This window comes from Aequorivita xiaoshiensis (assembly GCF_022008395.1).
In the GTDB taxonomy this organism is placed as follows: Bacteria; Bacteroidota; Bacteroidia; order Flavobacteriales; family Flavobacteriaceae; genus Aequorivita; species Aequorivita xiaoshiensis.
Window position 1 is genome coordinate 91,942 of sequence record NZ_JAIRBB010000001.1, and the last position, 21,381, is coordinate 113,322.

The window sequence follows — 21,381 nt, forward strand, 5'->3', positions numbered from 1 at the left end:
AAATTAATTACTTTAAAAGTTCCATCATTTTAAAGTAAATCTCATTGTTTTCATAAATCCCATTGAACAATTCTGCTCCCGGTCCTTTAGCAAAAACAGGCACCATGGTCCCAGAGTGTCCCGTAGTTGAAAACACTGGGTTTATTTTATTATAATCTCCATCCTTAGAAGCTAAAGTAAAGCCTCCGGTTTCATGATCTGCAGTAACGATTACCAAAGTCTCACCGTTCTTAGCAGCAAAATCTAATGCAACACCTATAGCTTTATCAAAGTCTAAAAGCTCTTCAATTAAGTAGTCACCTTCATTATTATGTCCGCCCCAATCAATCTGGCTACCTTCAACCATTAGGAAAAATCCATTTTCGTTTTTAGACAATTTCTCCATCGCTAATTTTGTTGCATTTGGAAGGAAATCTCCCCTACCTTCACTCATTTTTGGCATTCCATTTTCAGCAAGTAAAATCAGTTCATTTTTTTCACTTGGAGATTTTGGTAATTTATCTGTTATCACCTCATATCCATTGGCTCTCATGGAAGCCAACAAATCTTTTCCATCTTTTCTTTTGTTGAAAAACTTTAGACCACCACCTGCAAAAAAGTTAACTCCACTTTTTGGAGCAAATTCAGTAATTTCCTCATACATACTTCTACTTTTTACGTGTGCGTAAAAAGAAGCAGGGGTCGCGTGTTGTATAGATGAAGTTGCAACTAGTCCGGTGCCGTATCCTCTTTTTACTAAATGCTCTACAATAGTTGGAACTGGAATCGTGTCTTTATCTACGCCAATAGCTCCGTTGTAGGTTTTAACCCCCGTAGAAAAAACTGTTGCGCCAGCAGCAGAATCGGTAATCAACTCGTTTGAAGAAGAAGTTTTACTTAAACCTATAGTGTTAAAGCGCTCAAAGTTTGGCTTCGCATCTTTATAATAAATAGCCGCTGACACCTGACTCAAGCCCATACCATCACCTATTAACAGGATAATATTTTTAGGTTTTTTCGAGTCTTGAGGCGCATGTGAAACGGTGTTATCTTTCACATTTACAGAAACACAAGAAGTTGCAACAATTGAAACCGACAATAAAATTGTAAGGAGAGAAAACTTAATTTTCATGTTATTTAATTTTTCCGGTAAAAATAGGAATTAATAAGCTTATGAGGTGTTAAGAGTTTGTTGTTAAATAAGGTATTTTACACTTATCTTATCTTTCTCACATAGATTTAACGCACTCCTATTTTCTTAAGAATATTCTTCCAACGCAAATCTCGGATAAACTTTCCTTCTTTTTCTGAAACCATATATTCTTGATTTTCTCTTTTCGCTTGGAAAAATCCTTTTATCGTATTTATGAAAAATGAGAAGCTATTCTTTTTGGAAGCTAGTTTTGCTGAAGCGATAAATGTTAACCAAAACCCATAACGCATTTTATAAAAAGCTTCACCTTGTTTAAGCTTGGCGGCACGGGTATAAACTTTTCCAGTTGGTTTTAAGTGTTTTACATGTAGCAAAGGGTCTGTCTCTATTCTCCAGCCGTGGTATTGTGTGAGAAGTTCATCTACAGTATCCCATCCCATCGTATGTCGAAGCCCACCTATTTGATTAAAACACTCCTTCCGATACGCCTTTAAAGCACCTCGGATGTGATCTTTATTGGTTAAATTTTCTAAGACCCATTTCCCGTGTTTTTCGATATAACAAAACCCGCCAGCCATTCCTATTGATTTGTCTTTTTGAAAAATGCAGGCAATTTTTTCAAGATAATCTTTAGGAAATATTAAATCGGCATCAAACTTGCAAATAATATCAAAGTGACTATCTAAGGTTTTAAATCCCTTGTAAAATGCATTTACTACTTTACTTCCAGGCTCGTGAAGGGCTTTTGAATTGTGAAAAACACTATGGATAAAAGGATACTGTTTTATAAATTGATCGACAATCTTTTGAGTGTCGTCAGTTGAAGCATCATTTACAACAACAACTTTTTTTGGAAGAATGGATTGTTCAACGATGGATTGCAGCATCTTACCTATATAAGCCTCTTCGTTATGAGCGGGTATGATGATGTAGAAATCCATTAATCTCTAACAGCGTAAACTAAATAATATCTCGGTGTAAAACTACGTAGTATTGGACGTATTCCTATTTTCTTTACTGGGTTTGTAAACTTTTCGCGCTTAATAATTCGCCACCCTGCTTTTTCAAGAAGCCAATCAAATTGCCAATCTTCAAATTCGTGATAATGTCTATCCCATTTATCGACTTTACTTCTATAGGCTGAAGCAAACCATAGCCTTAATGGGATTGATGCTACTAATTTCTTAGCTTCAATATCTTTTATAACATTAAAAGGAGACACCAAGTGTTCAAAAATCTCGAATGCTGTAACAACATCGTAGGAATTAGTTTTTACAACATCGGTCTCCAGGTCTAAATCCTGCCCCTTAGTATTTGTTACATTATAACCTTCCTTAATAAGAATTTCAGAAAAAGGGTTTGCAACCCCTAAATCAAGAATTTTCTCTTCTTTAGAAATTACATCATTTAAAAAACGCAATGTGTAGTTATATCTTTTAGTAGGAAATTTACCTTCGTACATATTTTTTAATTCAGGGTTCAGAATTCGGAATTCTGAATTAATTACACCCTATAAACTATCGCATTAATATTCATTCCTGCACCCACGCTTGCTAAAATAACCACATCTCCTTGGCTTAAAGAATGTCCCTCAAGTTCACCATTTAAAACTAAATCGTAAAGCGTAGGAACTGTAGCTACACTGCTATTTCCTAACTTACCTATACTCATCGGCATAATTTTATCTGGAGTAGGCTCATCGTAGAGTTTATAGAAACGGTTAATAATAGCCTCATCCATCTTTTCATTGGCTTGATGGATAAGAATTTTTTTAACCTCATCAATTCTAATTCCAGAATTATCTAGACAAGTTTTCATAGCGTCTGGCACTCGATTTAAGGCGAATTCATAAATCTTACGACCGTACATTTTTATATATCGGCGCTTATCTTTAATTTCTAAATTATTGCTTTCACCAAAATAGATAAAATGAGCCTCATCAAACGCATAGGTGGCGCTAAAATGACTTAATATGCCGCCTTCTTCATCTGTAGCTTCAACAACCGCAGCACCTGCGCCATCGCTGTAAATCATTGAATCGCGATCGTGAGGATCAACAACTCTAGATAACGCTTCAGCACCAATCACCAAGCATTTTTTTGCAATACCAGATTTTAAAAAGGCATTGGCTTGAATCATACTTTCTATCCACCCAGGGCAACCAAAAAGCATATCGTATGCTACACAAGTTGGTTTTTGAATTTTAAGATTGTGCTTTACGCGAGTGGCAATACTTGGAACAGTATCACTTTGGGCAGAGCCGTGTTTAACATCACCATAATTATGCGCTACAATAATGTAATCTAAATCCTCTTTATCAATTCCCGAATCTTTAATAGCCTTTTCGGCAGCAAAAGTTGCTATATCAGAAGTATTTAAGTTCTTAGGAATGTAACGACGTTCGTCTATTCCTGTAATAGCCTTAAACTTCTCAATAATTGTATCATTTTTTTGACCAAATCGGGTACCATCTTCATTGTAAAAATGATGATTCCCAAACTGTTCATTCTTTGCAATTTCGCTTGGAATATAACTGCCTATACCTGTTATTTTGACATTCATATTTTGAAAAGTTTTTTTTAAAAATACGGAAAAAAATAGTTAATCCCGATAGCCCAATAGTGAAACGGTATTCAGTATAGAATTTATCCTAAATTTATTTACTGAATACCGTTACTTTTTAATTAATCAAGCTTCCATATACGCTTCAATTGGGTCGCAAGTACAAATTAAGTTACGATCACCATAAGCATCATCTACTCTTCTAATTGAAGGCCAGAATTTGTTGTCTGAAATATACTCTAATGGGAAAGCTGCTTCCTGTCTTGTATATGGGAAGTCCCATTCATTTGAGGTAAGCATCTGTAAAGTATGAGGTGCATTTTTCAACACATTGTTTGGCTCATCTTTATCAGCACTTTCAATTTCTTGCCTGATAGAAATCATAGCTTCACAGAATTGATCTAACGCCATCTTACTTTCACTTTCAGTTGGCTCAATCATAAGTGTACCAGCAATAGGGAAAGAAACTGTTGGCGCGTGAAATCCATAATCCATTAAACGTTTAGCGATATCTACAACTTCAATTCCTTTTGCTTTAAACGGTCGACAGTCCACAATCATTTCGTGAGCTGCACGACCTCTTTCACCTGCATAAAGCACTTCGTAATGTCCGCTTAATCTTTCTTTGATGTAATTGGCATTCAATATTGCGTGTTCTGTAGCTTTTTTCAAACCATTTACTCCCAACATACAGATGTATGCATAGCTAATTAAGCAAACCAACGAGCTACCGTAAGGAGCCGATGAAATTGATGAAATTGCCTGATCACCTCCAGTTGGAATTACTGGGTTGGTAGGTAAGAACGGAACTAATTGTTCTGCTACACAAATAGGACCAACTCCAGGACCTCCACCTCCGTGAGGAATAGCGAAAGTTTTATGAAGGTTTAAGTGACAAACATCTGCTCCAATAGCACCAGGATTGGTTAACCCTACTTGAGCGTTCATATTTGCACCATCCATATATACTTGCCCACCATTTTCGTGAATAATACTAGTGATTTCGCGAATTGCAGATTCGTAAACTCCGTGTGTTGACGGATATGTAACCATTAAACATGCAAGGTTGTCTTTGTGTTTTAATGCTTTTTCACGAAGGTCGTTAACATCTATATTTCCTTCATCTGTAGCTTTTGTAACTACTACTTTCATTCCTGCCATAACCGCACTTGCAGGGTTTGTTCCGTGTGCAGAAGAAGGAATCAAGCAAATATTTCTATGTCCTTCTCCGCGTGATTCGTGATAAGCACGAATTACCATTAATCCGGCAAATTCACCTTGCGCACCACTATTGGGTTGTAGTGAAGTTCCTGCAAATCCTGTGATTTCAGTAAGTTGTTTTTCTAGTTTCTTTAAAACTGTTTGGTACCCTTCAGCTTGTTCTACTGGTACAAATGGGTGCACATTCCCCCACATTGGATCACTTAATGGCAACATTTCAGCTGCAGCATTAAGTTTCATAGTACAAGAACCCAGTGAAATCATTGAATGATTTAATGAAAGATCTTTACGTTCCAATTTTTTGATGTAACGCATCATATCTGTTTCACTGTGATATTTATTGAAAACTTCTTGTTGAAGGAATTCAGTTTTACGAGCTACTTCTTGTGGGATTTTATTTCCAGTTTCAAGTTCAGTTAACTTTTTGAAGTCTTTTTTAACAGCTTCAGCGAAGATAGCAAGTATTTTATTTAAGTCTTTTACCGTGGTAGTTTCATTTATTGAAATAGAAACTGTTTCACTATCTGGATAATAGAAGTTCACTTCTTTTGCTTCAGCTAAGAATTTGATTTTTGTAGCATCTGTTTTAATAGCTATAGTATCAAAAAAAGTATCGTTTACTTGCTCAAAACCTAATTCTTCTAAAGCATTTGCAAGCGTTACTGCACTGTTGTGTACTTTTCTTGCAATATACTTCAAACCTTCAGGTCCATGGTAAACAGCATACATACCAGCCATTACAGCTAATAATACTTGTGCAGTACATATGTTTGAAGTTGCTTTGTCCCGCTTAATATGTTGCTCTCTAGTTTGAAGCGCCATACGCAATGCACGGTTTCCGTCTGCATCTTTAGTAATTCCAATAATACGTCCTGGAATACTGCGTTTGTATTCTTCTTTTGTAGCAAAATAAGCAGCGTGTGGACCACCATACCCCAATGGAATTCCAAAGCGTTGAGTAGTACCAACAACTACATCAACTCCATAATGTCCAGGAGACTCAAGCATCACAAGACTTAAAATATCCGCAGCAACCGCAACTTTAATATTGTTTGCGTTAGCTTTTTCGATAAAGTTTTTATAGTTATGAACTTTTCCTGTTCTACTTGGGTACTGAAGGATAGCTCCAAAGAACTCATCAGCGAAATCAAAATCTTCGTGACTTCCTACTACCAATTCAATATCTAAAGGATTTGAACGAGTTCGTAATAACGAAAGTGTTTGCGGAAGAATATCTTCTGAAACAAAGAATTTAGAAGCGTTATTTTTTTTCTTGCCTCTTTCACGCACGTTATAAAGTAGCGACATAGCTTCTGCTGCTGCAGTCGACTCGTCAAGAAGAGAAGCGTTTGCAAGCTTCATTCCTGTAAGATCACTAATTACTGTTTGAAAGTTTAATAATGCCTCTAGCCTACCTTGTGCTATCTCTGCTTGATAAGGTGTGTAAGCAGTATACCATCCTGGATTCTCCAATATATTACGTTGAATTACAGGAGGAAGAATAGATTGGTGATATCCTAACCCAATGTATGTTTTAAATAATTTATTCTTAGACGACAATTCTGTGATATGCTCTAAATACTCCTGCTCACTCATAGCCGTTTCTAGATTGAGGGGATTTTTTAATAGAATATCGTCTGGAACGGTTTCATAAATTAGTTGGTCCATAGAACTTACACCAACTGTTTCAAGCATCTCAGGAAGGTCACTTTCCCTTGGGCCAATATGTCTTAATGCAAAAGAATCTGTGTTCATAAAAATTGCCGAATTTTAATCCTTAGTCTTATTGATTGTTAAATAAAACGATCAAAAAAACTTAGGATTTATATAATAATAACATTTAGATTTTTAATATAAGCAGACTATTAAAACTCAATAGTTTGCAATGCGGCGCAAAATTACGATTTTTAACGAGAATCAATTCCTTTTTAGTGATTTGAAAAATTTAATTTTTCAACTAAATCAATAGGTTACTAACAGTTTGCCTAAATTTGAAACCATGAATTTTCTGAGGGATGTTTTCAGGTTTTATATAAGCAGCAGCATACACGTTGCTTTAGCTGTTTTAGCCTTCTTTTTCATAACCGCTTTAGAGTATAACTTTAAACCACCAATTACCACCTCAGCCTTTATTTTTCTTGGAACAATATCGGCTTACAATTTTGTAAAATACGCTTCAATAGCAGGATTACATCATAGAAGTCTTACCAATTCTTTACGGGCGATTCAAGTTTTTTCTGCAATTTGCTTTCTGCTGTGGATTTTTCTAGCCTTTCACCTTTCATTTACAACATTACTCTTTGTCGCATTATTTGGCGTCACTACGGTGCTATATGCAGTTCCTATTATTCAGCATAGAAGTCTTCGAATGTTTTCAGGACTAAAAATATTTGTAGTTGCATTTGTTTGGGCAGGAATAACTGTTATTATTCCATTTATAGCTTCAGAATTAGCAATCACAACTGATGTGATTCTTACTTTTATACAACGTTTTTTAATTGTAGTTGTGCTTATTTTACCATTTGAAATTCGCGATATTCCATATGATGCGTTAGCCTTAAAAACTATCCCACAACAAATTGGCATTAAAAACACTAAAAATGCAGGTTTAGCTGCGTTAGCATTTAGTTTATTTATTGAGTTTTTTAAGAAAACATCAGAAGTTGCTTATATCACAAGTTTGCTATTATTCTCAATAATTCTAGGTTTGGCTGTATTTATTTCAAAAAAAGACCAGAAGCGATATTTCTCTTCATTTTTGGTAGAGGGTTTACCGATACTTTGGTTTGTAATGTATGTCACTTTTAAAACAATCTAAGTGTTAAGCTTATCGGCTAGCTCTTTTTGAAGCTTCTCTTTTAACTGTAATTTACTATCGGGATTAAGAGTTTTAATTTCTACAGCTTTTAAAGTATTTGTAAGTTTTTGATTCTTCTTCGCATATTTGTTACAAAGTTTACAAAGTAAAAGGTGTAGTTTAAGCTTTAACTTATCGGATATACTAATCTCCTTATATTGATATTTGTCACACAAACATGCTGCTTCGCGACATTTTAAAAATAACTTCATAGAATATTAATTGTACCAGTTTTTTTCCAAACACTCCATCAAATTCTTACGTGCTCTGTGGATAATAACCCACAGATTAGACGGAGTAATATTGTATTCTTTACAAAGAACGTCCGTATCTTGATTTTCGATTGTTTTCTTTTTAAAGATTTCACCTTGTTTTACTGGTAGTTTATTCAAGCACTTTATAATGGCGAGACCCAGTTCGTTATTCTCCATTCTATCTTCGGCAGTCCTGTCAAATAAATCCGCAGCATTTTCTTCAAGCCAGTTACCTTCTATATCACCGCTCTTATATGAAACAAGAACCTCAGCCCTTCCTTTATTCGAGTTTTTTTTCCGGTAATAGTCAATTATTTTCCGCTTTAAAATCGAAATGAGCCATGTGCGTTCACTAGCCTCACCTTTAAAATTGTGTTTGGACCTTAATCCTGCTAGGAAAGTTTCTGAAATTAAATCTTGCGCAATCACAGCATCATTCACCCTTACAATTGTATAATTGTAAAGATAATCGGCGTAGTTATCTACCCACTTACTCGGATTTAATACTTCCACTATATATAAGTTTTATCTTTTTCAAAATAGAGGAGGATATTAATTTAGACTAAAGTTAAGTTCTTATTTAACACCATAAGATACGTCAAAAAATTTAAACTTCATTATTAGGAGATTAAATTCATTAAAAGTTTTAATTTTACGTAAATTAACGTACAAACTTCCCAATGAAAAACTTTACAACAACCTTTATCTTATTCTTTTTTTTAGCAACTGCCGTAATTGCACAAAACAACGATTCATTTTACGCAACAATGAGTGGAGAGACTGCTTTAAAATTTAAGCAGCTATACCCAAACGACATTCAAATATTGGCAACAAAAAGCAACGAATCTGCTGTTTATCTTACAGAGGAAGTTTCTCACAAAATACACGAAAGCGTTCAAATTCACGGTCCGGGATATATTTTTAGACCTTCTAAAGAAAAAGCGCTTCAGGCTTTAAACAGAGTTCAAAACAGAAATTCATTTTTAGAATACACCATTACTGAAACCGATTTAGTAAATGAATGCCTAGATCTGGTTAATAACCAAAACATAGAAGATGATATTCTAGAATTGCAAGCTTACGGAACACGTCATCATGAAACATCTCAAGGCGAACAATCTGTTTACGACTTAAAAGCTAAATGGGATGCAATGATTGCACAATCTGGCAGAACCGACATTCACACTCGTATTTACAATCATCAAAACACACCAATGCCCTCTGTAATTCTAACTATTGATGGAGCCAATACTCCAGATGAATATGTTATTATTGGTGGACATTTAGACTCAACTTCATTTTGGGATATTAATGATGCTCCTGGTGCCGATGATAATGCTTCAGGAATCTCTTCTTTAAACGAAATGATTCGTGTGCTTATCGCAAAGGAGTTTGTTCCAAATCGCACTATTGAAGTTATGGCTTATGCTGCTGAAGAAATTGGACTTGTAGGATCGGAAGAAATTGCTTCAGAATACGCAAGTAATGGAATAAATGTTGGGGCTTACGTTCAGTTTGACATGACAGGCTATAATGGCTCTAACGAAGATGTTTGGATTTCTACAGATTGGTACAACAGTAGCGCTTTAAACAACTTTTTGGTTGATTTAATGGATCATTATAACGGAACCGGTAACCACGCTTTTACCTATAACTTTACCGAATGTGGATACGGTTGTTCAGATCATGCAAGTTGGGCAAACAATGGTTACGAAGCAGCATTTCCTTTTGAAGCTAAATTCAGCGAGTCTAATCCAAAAATACATACAGACGAAGATATTTATTCTTTTTTTGACACCCCTGAACATTCAGCAAAATTTACAAAACTAGGCTTGCAATTCTTAATTGAAGCGGCCAAGCCACAAACAATGTCTGTAAATGATTTTTCCGAAAACGCTATTGCTGTATTTGTAAATGAAAACATACTTAATTACCGATTAAACAATCTAACTACAAACGTTAGCGATATCTCTATCTACAACATAGGCGGACAAAGTGTTTTCACTGAAAAGGCAAGTTCTCAATCTGGAAGTGTTAACCTTACAGCCTTAGACAATGGTTTTTACATTGTGAAATTCAACTTTACTAACGGTAGAACCTTGAGTAAAAAGTTTATTCTAAATTAATTCTTGTAATTATCAAGACACCTAAATAGCTTGGCTATTTTTATCAGTAGATTTCAAAATATTACGGCCCAAAACAACTTAACTCTAATTGAGGTTAAGCAACTTTTTGGTGGAGATATTAACGAAGTATTTCAACTGAAATGTAAAGAAGGGAATTTTGTAGTTAAATTGAATGACTCTACAAAATTCCCTAAAATGTTTACTGCTGAAGCAAAAGGTTTAAATTATTTGAGCAGTTCAAATAGTTTTAAAATCCCTAAGGTTTTAGCAAATGGAGAAATTGAAAACACCTCATATTTATTAATCGAATATATTTCAAGTGGAGAACCAAATGCTGGTTTTTGGGAATCTTTTGCCGATAATTTAGTAAAGCTTCACCAGGTAACACAAACAAATTTTGGATTAGACCACGATAACTATATAGGTAGTCTGCCTCAAAGAAACAACTTTAGCAAATCTGCTTCAGAATTTTATATAAGTAATCGGTTAGAGCCTCAATTTAATATGGCGTCAGAAAATGGATTTCAGTTTAAAAAGGTGGCTAGCTTTTATAAAAACATTTCCAAAATAATCCCAAATGAAGCACCATCTTTAATTCACGGCGATTTGTGGAGTGGCAATTATATGGTTAGCAAAGAAAATCAAGCTGTTTTAATAGACCCCGCGGTTGCATTTGCGCCTCGTGAAATGGATATTGCAATGATGAAGTTGTTTGGAGGATTTTCAGAAGAATTAATCATCAACTACAATTCTATTTTTCCCTTAGAAAAAGGTTGGGAAGATAGGGTTTCTCTTTGGCAGTTGTACTACTTACTCGTGCATCTTAATCTTTTTGGAAGGAGTTATTTACCGAAAGTGAACTCAGTTTTAAATAAATATTCTTGATTTAATAACTGTGTCGCCTATCGCACAACCAATCCTTTTTGGATAGCAAGTAAAATCGCAGAATTAATTCCTATTTTTGCAACTCAAATAAAAAACGAATTACATGAAAGCATATATCTTCCCTGGACAAGGTGCTCAATTCACTGGAATGGGTAAAGACCTTTACGATAATTCTGCAAAAGCAAAAGAATTATTTAATCAAGCCAATGAAATCTTAGGCTTTCACATTACCAAAATCATGTTTGAGGGTTCTGCCGACGAATTGAAGGAAACAAAAGTTACACAACCAGCTATATTTTTACACTCTACAATATTAGCAGAAGTAATGGGCGATAGATTTCAACCTGATATGGTTGCCGGACATTCATTAGGGGAAATTTCAGCTTTAGTGGCAAATAGAACCATAGCATTTAGTGATGGGTTGCAATTGGTCTACAAGCGTGCTTTAGCCATGCAAAAAGCCTGCGAGCAAACACCTTCAACTATGGCTGCTGTTTTAGGCTTAGAAGATCATTTAGTTGAAGAAATTTGTGCAAATACTCCAGGAATTGTTGTTGCTGCAAATTACAATTGTCCAGGACAATTAGTTATATCTGGTGAAATTGATGCTGTAGGTACAGCTTGTGAAAGTTTAAAAGAAGCAGGAGCACGTAGAGCATTAATCCTACCAGTAGGTGGTGCGTTCCACAGCCCATTAATGGAGCCGGCAAGAGAAGAACTTGCTGCTGCCATTGAAGCTACTCAATTTACAGCTCCAGCTTGTCCTATCTATCAAAACGTGTCAACATTCGCAGTTACAGACCCTTCTATAATAAAGAAAAATCTTATATTTCAACTTACAGCCCCAGTGAAATGGACTCAAAGCATTCAGAATATGATTAAAGATGGCGCAACAAAATTTATAGAAGTTGGACCAGGAAATGTATTACAAGGGCTAGTGAAGAAAATTGACCGTACGGCAGAAACTGAAAAAGCAGAAATGTAAAGCAAAACTTTATATTTAAAATAATCCCAAACGTCGAAGGTCTGTCTCCTTCGACGTTTTTTTATTCCTTTTCTTATCAAATGTTATTAATCTAAGCCTAGATATTAAAGGCTATAATTTTTAACGCGATATCGAATTCCATTAATTTTCTATTTATTTAATTTTTTAAGGGTAACAATTTATAACTCGTGTTGATATAATACTGTAACATCAAAATATCAATACTATGAAAACTTTTTTATCAATTTTCAGCCTTGCAGTTCTAACTTGTTTAATATTTACTAATTGCTCTTCTGATGATGACTGTACTATAAACGATGACTCAAACAATTCACCATGTTTCAATTACAATAAAAAATTACTGGTTTTAAATACAGTATTCGACAACAACGTAAATGCTGTTATAGATTACAATTCTTTTCTAATAAACAATCTAAACACCACGACTCCTATTTATGAGGGAAGCTTAACCACCAATACCAATCTCACATTCCAATTACCTACAAGTACTTCCTTATATAATGATGATAGTGAGCTACACGGTATGCTTGTAACAAGAGCTGGAAAATATTTCACTTTCAATACAAACACTGGGACAGGACAGGAATTTACTACCCCATCAAATATAGCTGCACCTATAATTGTTGGTGGAGAAAGTTATGTAATTGAAGTTTCAAACGCTGGTTACGCAAATTCTGGAATCGACAATCACTTTTCCATAAAGCCATTTAATATGAACAATGGAACTACGAGTGCAGCACTTACAATTCCAGCGTCGAACACCACTTTTAACAATAACAGTTTCTTCCACGTAGAATCTATGAGTGCAGCTTCAAATGGTGTTAACGAACTGTATTTTGTTTCAGGAACGAACTTGATAACCGTGAATACATCTAATAATACTAGCTCTCATGTTGATTTATATCCGTCATTTTCAAATACAGATTTTGTGAGATTTATCGGATTAGAATATTCTGAAAGCTTAGGACTGTTAGCATTAATGGATATGCCCGATATTAACTCGAGAAAAATTGTAAAAATAGATCCTACTAATGGAACGTATACAGATTTACTTTCAATACCGACAAATATAAATACTGAATTTTATTCTACAGTTTATAGTGAATGCAACAAGACTTACTACCTCACTTCTTTGGCTAACGGAAATACTGTACAAACCAATTATTTTGAAATTGATTTAGTAGCAAATTCAATTTCAAACACTCAGGTATTCAACGATTATGTCTTTGGAATAGAACTTATAGATTAATAAACCCTTTATAGAATTAGCCATAGTACAGATTTGAAGGTTGAGGGGGCCTTCACATAAAAAGCGAGCAGAAACAAAGTTTCTCTCGCTTTTTTTTGTAAATACATTAAGATTTACTTTGCAATACTCTTACCTCTTTTATAAAACTCTTTTCTTTCAAAATCTGGTACTAAGTCACCACCTGTAGCCCAAACAATATGGGTGACATTATTCATATTGATATTATTCTTTTCGGCATATCCGGTTTTTGCAATCGTCTGCGGACCATTTAAACCAGCAGTAGCGGAAGGCTCTAGAAATATTTTTTCAGTGTCCATCAATTGACTTAATAGTATAAAGAGACAATTATCTTCAAGAGTATAAATACCACTAATTAAATATTCACTAACCGAAGTTGCAAATTTTGAAGGACGCCCTACAGCTAAGCCATCGGCCTCAGTTTTATTGTCTATCCCAATATCCTGCACACGAATATTACTCATTTCACCAGTAACCAAGCCTGTTAACACCGCAGGTGAATGCGTAGGTTCTACAAAGAAACAATGTACATTATCGCCGAAAATTTGTTTTAACCCAAAGGCAGTTCCTCCGGGAGATCCACCAACACCACAAGGAGAATATACAAATAACGGATGTGAATCGTTCACCTTAATATTAGCTTTTTTTAATTGTTCCGCCAATCGAAGCGCCCCAACTGTATAGCCTAAAAACAGTTTTTTAGAATTTTCATCATCAACAAAATAAGCCAATGGATCGGCTTTTGTTTTTTCTCTTCCGGCTAAAATTGCTTCACTAAAATCTCCTGCAAACGCTACTACTTTAACTCCTTTGGAGCGCAACAAATCTTTTTTCCAAAGTTTAGCATCCGCAGAAACATAAACCGTTACTTGAAACCCTAGCTTCGCACTAATTATTCCAATACTCAACCCGAGGTTGCCTGTAGAGCCAACTCCTATTTTATATTTGCTAAAAAACTGCCTGAACTTATTAGAAAGGAAAACCTCATAGCCATCTTCCCTATTTAAGATGCCAGCTTTTAATGCTAATTCTTCTGCATGGTGTAAAACTTCAAAAAAACCTCCTCTAGCCTTAATAGAACCAGCAATAGGTAAGGCATTATCACATTTCATAAATAGACGACCTTCAATTTTTGGAGACCCATAGTTTAAAAGCTCTTTCATCTTATGAATTTCCTTTAAAGGAGATTCAAGGATGCCGTTTGTAGCTTCAGTTTCTGGAAAAGCTTTAACAAAAAAGGGAGCAAATCGTTTCCACAATCTTTCCGCAGCCTGAATATCCTTCATTTTAATAAGAAATTCAGGCATTTCAGAACAGCGTTTCTTTTTGTCGTTAAGCCAAACCACAGGTTTTAAGTCGATTACTTCCTTGAGAATTGGCGACTTTTCTACAAATGAATCTATTTTATTTGATGAATACATTTTTCCTAGTTTTTATAAGAAAACCGGTGATAATTTAATATCTAAATAGAATAGCAATTATGAATTTTCGGCTACACCTTCTACTCGAGTAGCTGAATCAGCTTTGTTTAAGCTCAACCTAACAGTACTTGTTTTAAGAGCTTTTAAATCGTGTGGCACCCCTCCTTCAAGGGCAACTAAATCACCTTTCTTTAAATTATGGATTGTCCCATTTACCCCAAAATCTATGGCACCTTCAAAAATTTCCACCACAATTGGGTATGGCGTTTTGTGCTCTTTCATTACCTGACCTTCCTTAAAAGTAATCCTGATTTCCTTCCCTGAATCGGTATCTATTAAAACCTGAATCGCTGGTCTGTTTTCATTGTATTCTAGATTGTCTATAAGTGATGCTAGTTTCATAATTAATACATTTTTTAATTTTGTTATTTAGAATCATTCAAAATTAAATAAAATTACCTTATTGTCCTAAATTAAAACAACAAGTTTTCCACTTATGATTAACCTCATAACTATCAAAAATCAGTTTTATGAAATTTGCTTAATGTTTAAGAATGATTAGAAAAAAGTATGCAGTACGGAATCGAAAATAAATATTTATCACTTACACCACTTATTAAAGAACACGATGAGGTGATTCTTTTTTGTGAACGAATAAGAGAAGGGCTTCAAAGAAAAATTAATAGTAAGCGGATTAAGAGTTATATCGATTGGTTTAAAGAAACTTATCTAGATCCACATTTCGAAATTGAACAAGAACTTATTTTTCCAATTCTAGGGAATAATAATGTTCGTGTGAAAAGGGCAATTGCCAATCACAGACGACTAAATCGATTGTTTGATGAGACCTCCAGTCTCAATACAATTTTTCATAAAATTGAAGAGGAACTAATTACCTATATAGGCTTTGAAGAGCGGATATTATATCAAGAAATACAAAATATTACCAGCCAAGAGGCGTGGAAGGAAATCGAGGAAAAGCAATCTCAATTAAAGTTTTCGGATAAAGAGTGGACAGACCGGTTTTGGGAGGTTTGAAGTGCATATTTTAAATGAATTAGAATAAAAAATGCCGAATGATTTAAAATCATTCGGCGTTCTTTTTGAATCTAAAATTCTTCTAAGCACTTATAACACAATCTTCGCAATCTTTAATTTCACCGTAATAGGTTTCTCGATATTTGTGTAATGTTTTAAAAGGGATGCTTAAAAATGTTTTTTTAATGTAAATCACACTTGTTGTGAACATTCCCATTTTTTGTGTAAATCGTTTTTCTGTTTTTGTTTGTCGTTTCACTGAAACTAACTTCATCATATATTTTTTGACCCCCTTCAGCTCGCAAAGTATTCATTTTGAAGCAGAAGTCAAGAGTACTATTCGGGTGCAAAGAAACAAAAATCAGCTCCTAATTCCAAAAAATGAGCGTTAAACCTATCTTAAGTTTAAATAAGCGTTATTATAAACCCTTAAGTTTTTATGAATTTTCACGTACTTTCCACTCCCACTTCCAGGCCGACGCTAAGGCTTCTTCCATTGTTTTTTGTGCCTTCCAGCCTAATTCTTCATTCGCTTTTTTAGTATCAGCATAAACAGAAATAACATCACCTGGACGACGATCTACAATTTTGTAATTTAATTTTTCACCTGTAGTTTTCTCAAACGAATTCACTACCTCCAGCACAGAGCTTCCTCTTCCTGTACCCAAATTGAAAACTTCATAATTCGATTTGTTTTTTTCTGAAAGAAGGCGTTCTAAAGCAATAACGTGTGCTTTTGCTAAATCTACAACATGAATATAATCGCGAATACAGCTCCCATCTTCAGTTGGATAATCGTCACCAAATACTGAAAGTTGTTCGCGAACTCCAGCCGCAGTCTGAGTGATAAACGGGACTAAATTTTGTGGCACTCCTGCAGGTAGCTCTCCAATTAACGCAGTTTCGTGTGCTCCAATTGGGTTGAAATAACGAAGGGCAATAGTTTTTAAAGAAGATACAGAACAAGTGTCTTTTAATATCTCCTCAGCAATTTGCTTGGTATTACCATAAGGTGAAGTTGCAGGTTTTACGGGAGCATCTTCAGTAATTGGTAACGAATCTGGCTCACCATAAACAGTGCAAGATGAACTGAAAATAAAATTATTAATATGATGAGTATTACACTCTTGAAGCAAATAAATAAGAGTGTTTAGATTATTTTCGTAATACAATAACGGTCTGTCTACACTTTCCCCTACAGCTTTACTTGCTGCAAAGTGAATAATACCCTCAATATCATTATTGCGCTTAAAGAAATCGGATACTGCTGCTTTCTCACGAAGGTCCAAACGTTCAAAAGTGGGTGGAGTTTTAGTGATATCTGTAATACCTTCCAAAACGTCCAATGACGAATTGGATAAGTTATCTATAATTACTACTTGATATCCTGTTTTTTGTAACTCCACTACTGTGTGACTACCTATGTATCCTAATCCTCCTGTAACTAATATTTTTTTCATAATTATACTCCTGTAACTCAGGCTATTTCATTATTAATTATTTTCCATAAATTCGATCACAGTTTTTGTGATATAATCTATCTGCTCATCATCAAGCTCGGTATGCATTGGTAAAGAAATAACCTCTTTGACTAACTGATTGGTAACCTTAAAATCTTCCTCTTTATAACGCTCATCTTGGTAAGCCTTTTGAAGATGTAATGGAATTGGGTAATAAACACCGCAAGGAATTTCTTTTTCATTCAAATGTTTTACTAAAGCATCGCGATCTGCATCTACAATTTTCAATGTATATTGGTGGTAGACATGACAGTTGCATCCGTCTATTTCTTCATTCGAACAATTTCCACAGCCAGTAGGTGTAATGATATTTTTATGATTTTTAAAAGCTTCAGAATATTTTTGAGCTGCAATTTTTCGAGCTTTATTATAGTCATCTAAATGAGGTAATTTTGCACGAAGCACAGCAGCTTGAATAGAATCTAATCTACTATTAACGCCTACCACATCATGGTGATAACGTTCGTACATCCCATGATTTACAATGCCGCGAATTATGTGCGCCAAATCATCGTCATTTGTAAAGATTGCACCCCCATCACCGTAACATCCTAAGTTCTTAGAAGGGAAAAATGAAGTAGAAGCAACATGCCCAATGGTACCAGTTTTTTGCTTAGTGCCATCTTTTGAAGTATAATCTGCGCCAATTCCTTGGGCGTTATCTTCGATTACATAAAGATTGTGTTCTTTTGCAACTTCCATAATTTCATCCATATTGGCCGCTAAACCAAAAAGATGTACAGGAACAATAGCTTTTGTTTTAGGAGTTATGGCTTTTTTTATTGCTTCAATGTCAATATTGAAGTTAACCGGATCCACATCAACTAAAACCGGAGTTAACTGTAAAAGTGCAATAACCTCTACAGTTGCGGCAAAAGTGAAATCGGCAGTGATAACCTCATCACCAGGCATTAAGCCAAGACCCATCATTGCAATTTGAAGAGCATCGGTACCATTTGCACAAGGAATAACGTGTTTTACCCCAAGGTAATCTTCAAACTCCTTTTGAAATTGGTGAACTTCTGGACCATTTACGAAAGCTGTAGTTTCAATTACATTCATAATAGAACTGTCTACACGCTCCTTAATATTTTTATACTGACCCTTAAGGTCTACCATTTGAATTTTTCTCATGTTTTGTAATAGTATTGAATTTGTAAAATTACGAAAAATGAAGTTTGTAAACTTCAACTTAACGAGTTATTGCCTATTTCCATTATTGAGAGGATATTTTAGAATTTGGAAGTCGAATTTTGGTATTTTTACACGCGATGCACACTATATATAACCTAATTATTTATCTAGCCTCCTTTGCGTTGAGGATTGTAGCGCTATTCAGCAAAAAAATGAAATTGTTTGTTGATGGCAGAAAAGATGTTTTGGATATTCTTGATAAAAACATCTCGTCTTCCGATAAAACTATTTGGTTTCACTGCGCATCCTTAGGTGAATTTGAACAGGGAGTGCCGATTATGGAGGAGGTGAAAAAGGCAAAACCCGGTTACAAAATTATAATTAGTTTCTTTTCACCTTCAGGTTATGAGATTAAGAAAAACACACCTTTAGCAGATGTAGTTGTTTATTTACCGATGGACACACCCTTAAATGCCAAGCGATTTATAAATGCTATACACCCATCGCTTTCAATTTTTGTGAAATATGAGTTCTGGCCAAACTATCTTCTTCAATTAAAAAAGAAAAACATCCCAACCCTACTTGTTTCTGGAGTATTCAGAGAAAATCAAATCTTTTTTAAACCTTATGGCGGATTCATGCGGAAAGCACTAAATAGTTTCAACCACTTTTTCTTACAAGAAGAAAATTCGGTTAAACTATTAAAAAGTATAGGTTTTAAAAACACAACCTTAAGTGGTGACACACGATTTGATCGAGTTTCTCATCAAATTGAAATGAACAATACGCTAGAGTTTGCTAAGGAATTTAAAGGCGACTCACTTTGCGTTGTTTGCGGGAGTACTTGGCCAGAAGATGAAGCTGTTCTTGTAGATTATATAAATTTCGCACCAAGAAATGTGAAATTTATTATTGCGCCACATAAAATTGAACAAAGTAAAATTGAAGCGTTTACTGAAAAACTATACAAACACAAGGTTATTCTTCATTCGCAGAAAGACGATGTTAATCTTGTTGACTACTCCGTGTTAATAATTGATTGCATTGGCCTTCTTACAAAATTATACAGCTATGCAGATATCGCCTATGTAGGCGGTGCTATGGGTACAACTGGATTACATAACATTTTAGAACCAGCAACTTTTGGTCTGCCTATTATAATTGGAAAGAATTACAATGAGTTCCCAGAAGCCATACGTCTCCGTAATTTAGCTGGCCTGTTTTCAATTTCAAATCCCCGAGAACTTAGTGATGTTTTAACCAAGTTGGTCTCTGACGCAAACTATAGAAAAAAAACAGGAATGATCAGTGGGCACTTTGTTAACGCAAACACTGGAGCCACTAATAAAGTAATGGATTATATTAATAAACATTAAAGCTAAACCTTCATTTTTTTCACAAATTTCATTGCACTTTTACATGAATCTTCTTATTTAATTAGCAATTCTTTCACAATTTTTAGTATTTAATTACCATAGGCGTATTTCTAATTCCCTTAGATTTGTCCCAACAATCTAATTAAACCTATATATGAAAAAATTATTTACATTATTTGCTATATCTGCTGTGGCACTTGGTTCTTGTCGTGAAACTAAAACTGAAACCAAAGAAGTAATTCGCGAAGTAGAAGTTGGAACTCCTGAAAAAACAGACAACGAGGGGATTTTAGAAAGAGCCGCTAAAAAAGTAGATAAAGAAGTAAATGAAGAAATAGACAAAACAATTGATGAAATCGGAAACGACTAATCACTTTGTAACCTTAACATACTAATCACTAACTAAAACTAAATCAAACGATGAAAAAATTAACAATGATTGCCTTATTTGCAGGATTCTTAACAGTTTCTCTTACATCTTGTAGAGATCAAGAAACTAAAGAAGAAACTTTAGAAGAATCTTTAATTGAGGACATGCAAGATAAGGATGCAGATATTAAAGTAAAAGACGACGGAGACAAGATTAAGATGAAAACCGAAGACGAAAAGGTGAAAATTAAAACCGACGAAGACGGTGATACCAAAATTAAGGTAAAGGATAGAAACTAATTTTTATCTAACCTAAACAATTTTAAGGATGCCTAGAAATGGGCATCCTTTATTATTTCAACCCACTTATTTGTCCTTTTAATTCGTCCATAGACTGCTGCAATTGTCTCAGTAAACTACTTTCTGAAGGCTCATCTACACCGAAGCTCAACTTACTATTCACCATCCAAAGCTCTTGAATATCTCTTACTTTTACTTCTATAGGTAAATAACTTTCGTTTAGTGAAATTAGCCTAATAGACTGAGGGTTTCCTGGTATCTTCTGTAATTTTTTTACTAGTACAGAATCTCTTAAAACAACAATATAAATTTTTGAATCGGTAGCTTCATTAATGCTTGCTACTGCCCTACCCAAAACCCATTCATTAGGTTTTATATTTGGCAACATACTATCTCCTTCTACCTGAAAACCTCTATATGAGGCATTTCTATATTCTGGCAAAGGAATATTAAATGCGGGTAAAGTTTGATACCAGCCTGTATCCTGAATATTGTTAGGATATCCAGCTGCAGCTTTTTGATTTACCAAAATTATACTGTCATTGCCATCTGTATCCAAAGTGATAACCTTTGGACTAACATCTCCTCGAGAAGAATCGATGTGCTTCTCATAACTCTTGCCGTAAAGCCACAACGGATTAATATTAAATTGTGCCATTAACTCCATTACTACTTTACCAGTAATTTTTGTTTTACCACGCTCAATATCAGCGGTGGTAGACCCAATATCTAAAAGTTCAGCAAACGATTGCTGCGTGTGTCTTTGTTCTTCGCGAATTTTCTTAAAGCGCTGTGCCTCAATTGTTAGTTTAGATTCCATACACAAATATACTTCATTTTGGAATATATCCAAATTAAATTTGGATTTTACCCTATATTCTAGGATTATTTCCTTAATTTTGGCAATATTCCA

General features: G+C 34.7%; 22 protein-coding genes. 9 read left to right on the forward strand and 13 right to left on the reverse strand.

What is annotated here, in order from left to right; translation table 11 throughout:
• Positions 1 to 7: 7 nt before the first annotated feature.
• The 5 genes from K8344_RS00380 to gcvP form a co-directional block, all read right to left on the reverse strand.
• Positions 8 to 1,111, reverse strand: coding sequence for an alkaline phosphatase (locus K8344_RS00380; RefSeq protein WP_237606281.1), 1,104 nt, complete (start codon positions 1,109 to 1,111; stop codon positions 8 to 10).
• Between the two features lie 107 nt (positions 1,112 to 1,218).
• Positions 1,219 to 2,073 (reverse strand): glycosyltransferase family 2 protein, encoded by an 855-nt coding sequence (locus K8344_RS00385; RefSeq protein WP_237606282.1) that lies wholly within the window; start codon positions 2,071 to 2,073, stop codon positions 1,219 to 1,221.
• Positions 2,073 to 2,594 (reverse strand): class I SAM-dependent methyltransferase, encoded by a 522-nt coding sequence (locus K8344_RS00390; RefSeq protein ID WP_237606283.1) that lies wholly within the window; start codon positions 2,592 to 2,594, stop codon positions 2,073 to 2,075. The genes K8344_RS00385 and K8344_RS00390 overlap by 1 nt, the downstream gene beginning before the upstream one ends.
• A 41-nt stretch (positions 2,595 to 2,635) precedes the next feature.
• On the reverse strand, positions 2,636 to 3,694 hold the full coding sequence (locus K8344_RS00395) for a 3-oxoacyl-ACP synthase III family protein (RefSeq protein WP_237606284.1): 1,059 nt from the start codon (positions 3,692 to 3,694) through the stop codon (positions 2,636 to 2,638).
• Positions 3,695 to 3,820: 126 nt separating this feature from the next.
• The gene (gene gcvP, locus K8344_RS00400; protein WP_237606285.1) at positions 3,821 to 6,670 is read right to left on the reverse strand and encodes an aminomethyl-transferring glycine dehydrogenase; all 2,850 of its coding nucleotides are present in this window, start codon (positions 6,668 to 6,670) and stop codon (positions 3,821 to 3,823) included.
• 244 nt (positions 6,671 to 6,914) lie between these two features.
• Here gcvP and K8344_RS00405 point away from each other — a divergent pair, with 244 nt between their 5' ends.
• Positions 6,915 to 7,733, forward strand: a complete 819-nt coding sequence (locus K8344_RS00405; protein WP_237606287.1) for a UbiA prenyltransferase family protein — start codon at positions 6,915 to 6,917, stop codon at positions 7,731 to 7,733.
• On the opposite strand, the gene K8344_RS00410 is transcribed toward K8344_RS00405, so the two are convergent.
• A complete protein-coding gene (locus K8344_RS00410) occupies positions 7,730 to 7,984 on the reverse strand; it encodes a hypothetical protein (protein ID WP_237606289.1) in 255 nt (84 codons plus the stop codon). The genes K8344_RS00405 and K8344_RS00410 overlap by 4 nt on opposite strands.
• 6 nt (positions 7,985 to 7,990) lie before the next feature.
• The gene (locus tag K8344_RS00415; protein WP_237606291.1) at positions 7,991 to 8,539 is read right to left on the reverse strand and encodes a sigma-70 family RNA polymerase sigma factor; all 549 of its coding nucleotides are present in this window, start codon (positions 8,537 to 8,539) and stop codon (positions 7,991 to 7,993) included.
• A 167-nt stretch (positions 8,540 to 8,706) separates the two neighbouring features.
• Here K8344_RS00415 and K8344_RS00420 point away from each other — a divergent pair, with 167 nt between their 5' ends.
• From K8344_RS00420 to K8344_RS00435, 4 genes are all read left to right on the forward strand, one after another.
• On the forward strand, positions 8,707 to 10,152 hold the full coding sequence (locus K8344_RS00420) for a M28 family peptidase (RefSeq protein ID WP_237606293.1): 1,446 nt from the start codon (positions 8,707 to 8,709) through the stop codon (positions 10,150 to 10,152).
• Positions 10,153 to 10,182: 30 nt separating this feature from the next.
• Complete coding sequence (locus tag K8344_RS00425) at positions 10,183 to 11,037, forward strand: fructosamine kinase family protein (protein ID WP_237606294.1); 855 nt, start codon at positions 10,183 to 10,185, stop codon at positions 11,035 to 11,037.
• A 103-nt stretch (positions 11,038 to 11,140) separates the two neighbouring features.
• Positions 11,141 to 12,022, forward strand: coding sequence for an ACP S-malonyltransferase (gene fabD, locus K8344_RS00430; protein WP_237606295.1), 882 nt, complete (start codon positions 11,141 to 11,143; stop codon positions 12,020 to 12,022).
• A 226-nt stretch (positions 12,023 to 12,248) separates the two neighbouring features.
• Entirely contained in the window at positions 12,249 to 13,292 is a 1,044-nt protein-coding gene (locus K8344_RS00435) for a hypothetical protein (RefSeq protein ID WP_237606296.1), read from the forward strand.
• A gap of 113 nt (positions 13,293 to 13,405) precedes the next feature.
• Here the strand turns inward: K8344_RS00435 and K8344_RS00440 are convergent, their stop codons facing one another.
• Both K8344_RS00440 and K8344_RS00445 read right to left on the reverse strand, forming a co-directional pair.
• Positions 13,406 to 14,731 (reverse strand): D-serine ammonia-lyase, encoded by a 1,326-nt coding sequence (locus K8344_RS00440; protein WP_237606297.1) that lies wholly within the window; start codon positions 14,729 to 14,731, stop codon positions 13,406 to 13,408.
• A 57-nt stretch (positions 14,732 to 14,788) separates the two neighbouring features.
• Positions 14,789 to 15,133 carry a cupin domain-containing protein gene (locus K8344_RS00445; RefSeq protein WP_237606298.1) on the reverse strand — a complete coding sequence of 115 codons (345 nt, stop codon included), beginning with the start codon at positions 15,131 to 15,133 and terminating at the stop codon, positions 14,789 to 14,791.
• A gap of 168 nt (positions 15,134 to 15,301) precedes the next feature.
• On the opposite strand from K8344_RS00445, the gene K8344_RS00450 reads away from it, so the two are divergent.
• Positions 15,302 to 15,769: a hemerythrin domain-containing protein gene (locus tag K8344_RS00450; protein WP_237606299.1), complete on the forward strand. Its 468-nt coding sequence runs from the start codon at positions 15,302 to 15,304 to the stop codon at positions 15,767 to 15,769.
• An 82-nt stretch (positions 15,770 to 15,851) separates the two neighbouring features.
• On the opposite strand, the gene K8344_RS00455 is transcribed toward K8344_RS00450, so the two are convergent.
• The 3 genes from K8344_RS00455 to K8344_RS00465 form a co-directional block, all read right to left on the reverse strand.
• Positions 15,852 to 16,043, reverse strand: a complete 192-nt coding sequence (locus tag K8344_RS00455; protein ID WP_237606300.1) for a hypothetical protein — start codon at positions 16,041 to 16,043, stop codon at positions 15,852 to 15,854.
• 163 nt (positions 16,044 to 16,206) lie between these two features.
• Entirely contained in the window at positions 16,207 to 17,229 is a 1,023-nt protein-coding gene (galE, locus tag K8344_RS00460; RefSeq protein WP_237606301.1) for a UDP-glucose 4-epimerase GalE, read from the reverse strand.
• A 33-nt stretch (positions 17,230 to 17,262) separates the two neighbouring features.
• Positions 17,263 to 18,423: a DegT/DnrJ/EryC1/StrS family aminotransferase gene (locus K8344_RS00465; RefSeq protein ID WP_237606302.1), complete on the reverse strand. Its 1,161-nt coding sequence runs from the start codon at positions 18,421 to 18,423 to the stop codon at positions 17,263 to 17,265.
• Between the two features lie 212 nt (positions 18,424 to 18,635).
• Between K8344_RS00465 and K8344_RS00470 the strand changes: the two genes are divergently transcribed.
• From K8344_RS00470 to K8344_RS00480, 3 genes are all read left to right on the forward strand, one after another.
• On the forward strand, positions 18,636 to 19,799 hold the full coding sequence (locus tag K8344_RS00470; protein ID WP_338144576.1) for a 3-deoxy-D-manno-octulosonic acid transferase: 1,164 nt from the start codon (positions 18,636 to 18,638) through the stop codon (positions 19,797 to 19,799).
• A 154-nt stretch (positions 19,800 to 19,953) separates the two neighbouring features.
• Complete coding sequence (locus K8344_RS00475) at positions 19,954 to 20,169, forward strand: hypothetical protein (protein ID WP_237606304.1); 216 nt, start codon at positions 19,954 to 19,956, stop codon at positions 20,167 to 20,169.
• Between the two features lie 50 nt (positions 20,170 to 20,219).
• Entirely contained in the window at positions 20,220 to 20,468 is a 249-nt protein-coding gene (locus tag K8344_RS00480) for a hypothetical protein (RefSeq protein ID WP_237606305.1), read from the forward strand.
• A 52-nt stretch (positions 20,469 to 20,520) separates the two neighbouring features.
• Here K8344_RS00480 and K8344_RS00485 read toward each other — a convergent pair whose 3' ends face one another.
• Positions 20,521 to 21,288 carry a LexA family transcriptional regulator gene (locus tag K8344_RS00485; protein WP_237606306.1) on the reverse strand — a complete coding sequence of 256 codons (768 nt, stop codon included), beginning with the start codon at positions 21,286 to 21,288 and terminating at the stop codon, positions 20,521 to 20,523.
• Positions 21,289 to 21,381 lie beyond the last annotated feature (93 nt).

Excerpts from the sequence above, each read along its gene's own strand:
- K8344_RS00380 (WP_237606281.1), bottom strand. The coding sequence starts at position 1,111 with ATGAAAATTAAGTTTTCTCTCCTTACAATTTTATTGTCGGTTTCAATT.
- K8344_RS00385 (WP_237606282.1), bottom strand. The coding sequence starts at position 2,073 with ATGGATTTCTACATCATCATACCCGCTCATAACGAAGAGGCTTATATA.
- K8344_RS00390 (WP_237606283.1), bottom strand. The coding sequence starts at position 2,594 with ATGTACGAAGGTAAATTTCCTACTAAAAGATATAACTACACATTGCGT.
- K8344_RS00395 (WP_237606284.1), bottom strand. The coding sequence starts at position 3,694 with ATGAATGTCAAAATAACAGGTATAGGCAGTTATATTCCAAGCGAAATT.
- gcvP (WP_237606285.1), bottom strand. The coding sequence starts at position 6,670 with ATGAACACAGATTCTTTTGCATTAAGACATATTGGCCCAAGGGAAAGT.
- K8344_RS00405 (WP_237606287.1), top strand. The coding sequence starts at position 6,915 with ATGAATTTTCTGAGGGATGTTTTCAGGTTTTATATAAGCAGCAGCATA.
- K8344_RS00410 (WP_237606289.1), bottom strand. The coding sequence starts at position 7,984 with ATGAAGTTATTTTTAAAATGTCGCGAAGCAGCATGTTTGTGTGACAAA.
- K8344_RS00420 (WP_237606293.1), top strand. The coding sequence starts at position 8,707 with ATGAAAAACTTTACAACAACCTTTATCTTATTCTTTTTTTTAGCAACT.
- fabD (WP_237606295.1), top strand. The coding sequence starts at position 11,141 with ATGAAAGCATATATCTTCCCTGGACAAGGTGCTCAATTCACTGGAATG.
- K8344_RS00435 (WP_237606296.1), top strand. The coding sequence starts at position 12,249 with ATGAAAACTTTTTTATCAATTTTCAGCCTTGCAGTTCTAACTTGTTTA.
- K8344_RS00440 (WP_237606297.1), bottom strand. The coding sequence starts at position 14,731 with ATGTATTCATCAAATAAAATAGATTCATTTGTAGAAAAGTCGCCAATT.
- K8344_RS00445 (WP_237606298.1), bottom strand. The coding sequence starts at position 15,133 with ATGAAACTAGCATCACTTATAGACAATCTAGAATACAATGAAAACAGA.
- K8344_RS00450 (WP_237606299.1), top strand. The coding sequence starts at position 15,302 with ATGCAGTACGGAATCGAAAATAAATATTTATCACTTACACCACTTATT.
- K8344_RS00455 (WP_237606300.1), bottom strand. The coding sequence starts at position 16,043 with ATGAAGTTAGTTTCAGTGAAACGACAAACAAAAACAGAAAAACGATTT.
- galE (WP_237606301.1), bottom strand. The coding sequence starts at position 17,229 with ATGAAAAAAATATTAGTTACAGGAGGATTAGGATACATAGGTAGTCAC.
- K8344_RS00465 (WP_237606302.1), bottom strand. The coding sequence starts at position 18,423 with ATGAGAAAAATTCAAATGGTAGACCTTAAGGGTCAGTATAAAAATATT.
- K8344_RS00470 (WP_338144576.1), top strand. The coding sequence starts at position 18,636 with ATGAAATTGTTTGTTGATGGCAGAAAAGATGTTTTGGATATTCTTGAT.
- K8344_RS00475 (WP_237606304.1), top strand. The coding sequence starts at position 19,954 with ATGAAAAAATTATTTACATTATTTGCTATATCTGCTGTGGCACTTGGT.
- K8344_RS00480 (WP_237606305.1), top strand. The coding sequence starts at position 20,220 with ATGAAAAAATTAACAATGATTGCCTTATTTGCAGGATTCTTAACAGTT.
- K8344_RS00485 (WP_237606306.1), bottom strand. The coding sequence starts at position 21,288 with ATGGAATCTAAACTAACAATTGAGGCACAGCGCTTTAAGAAAATTCGC.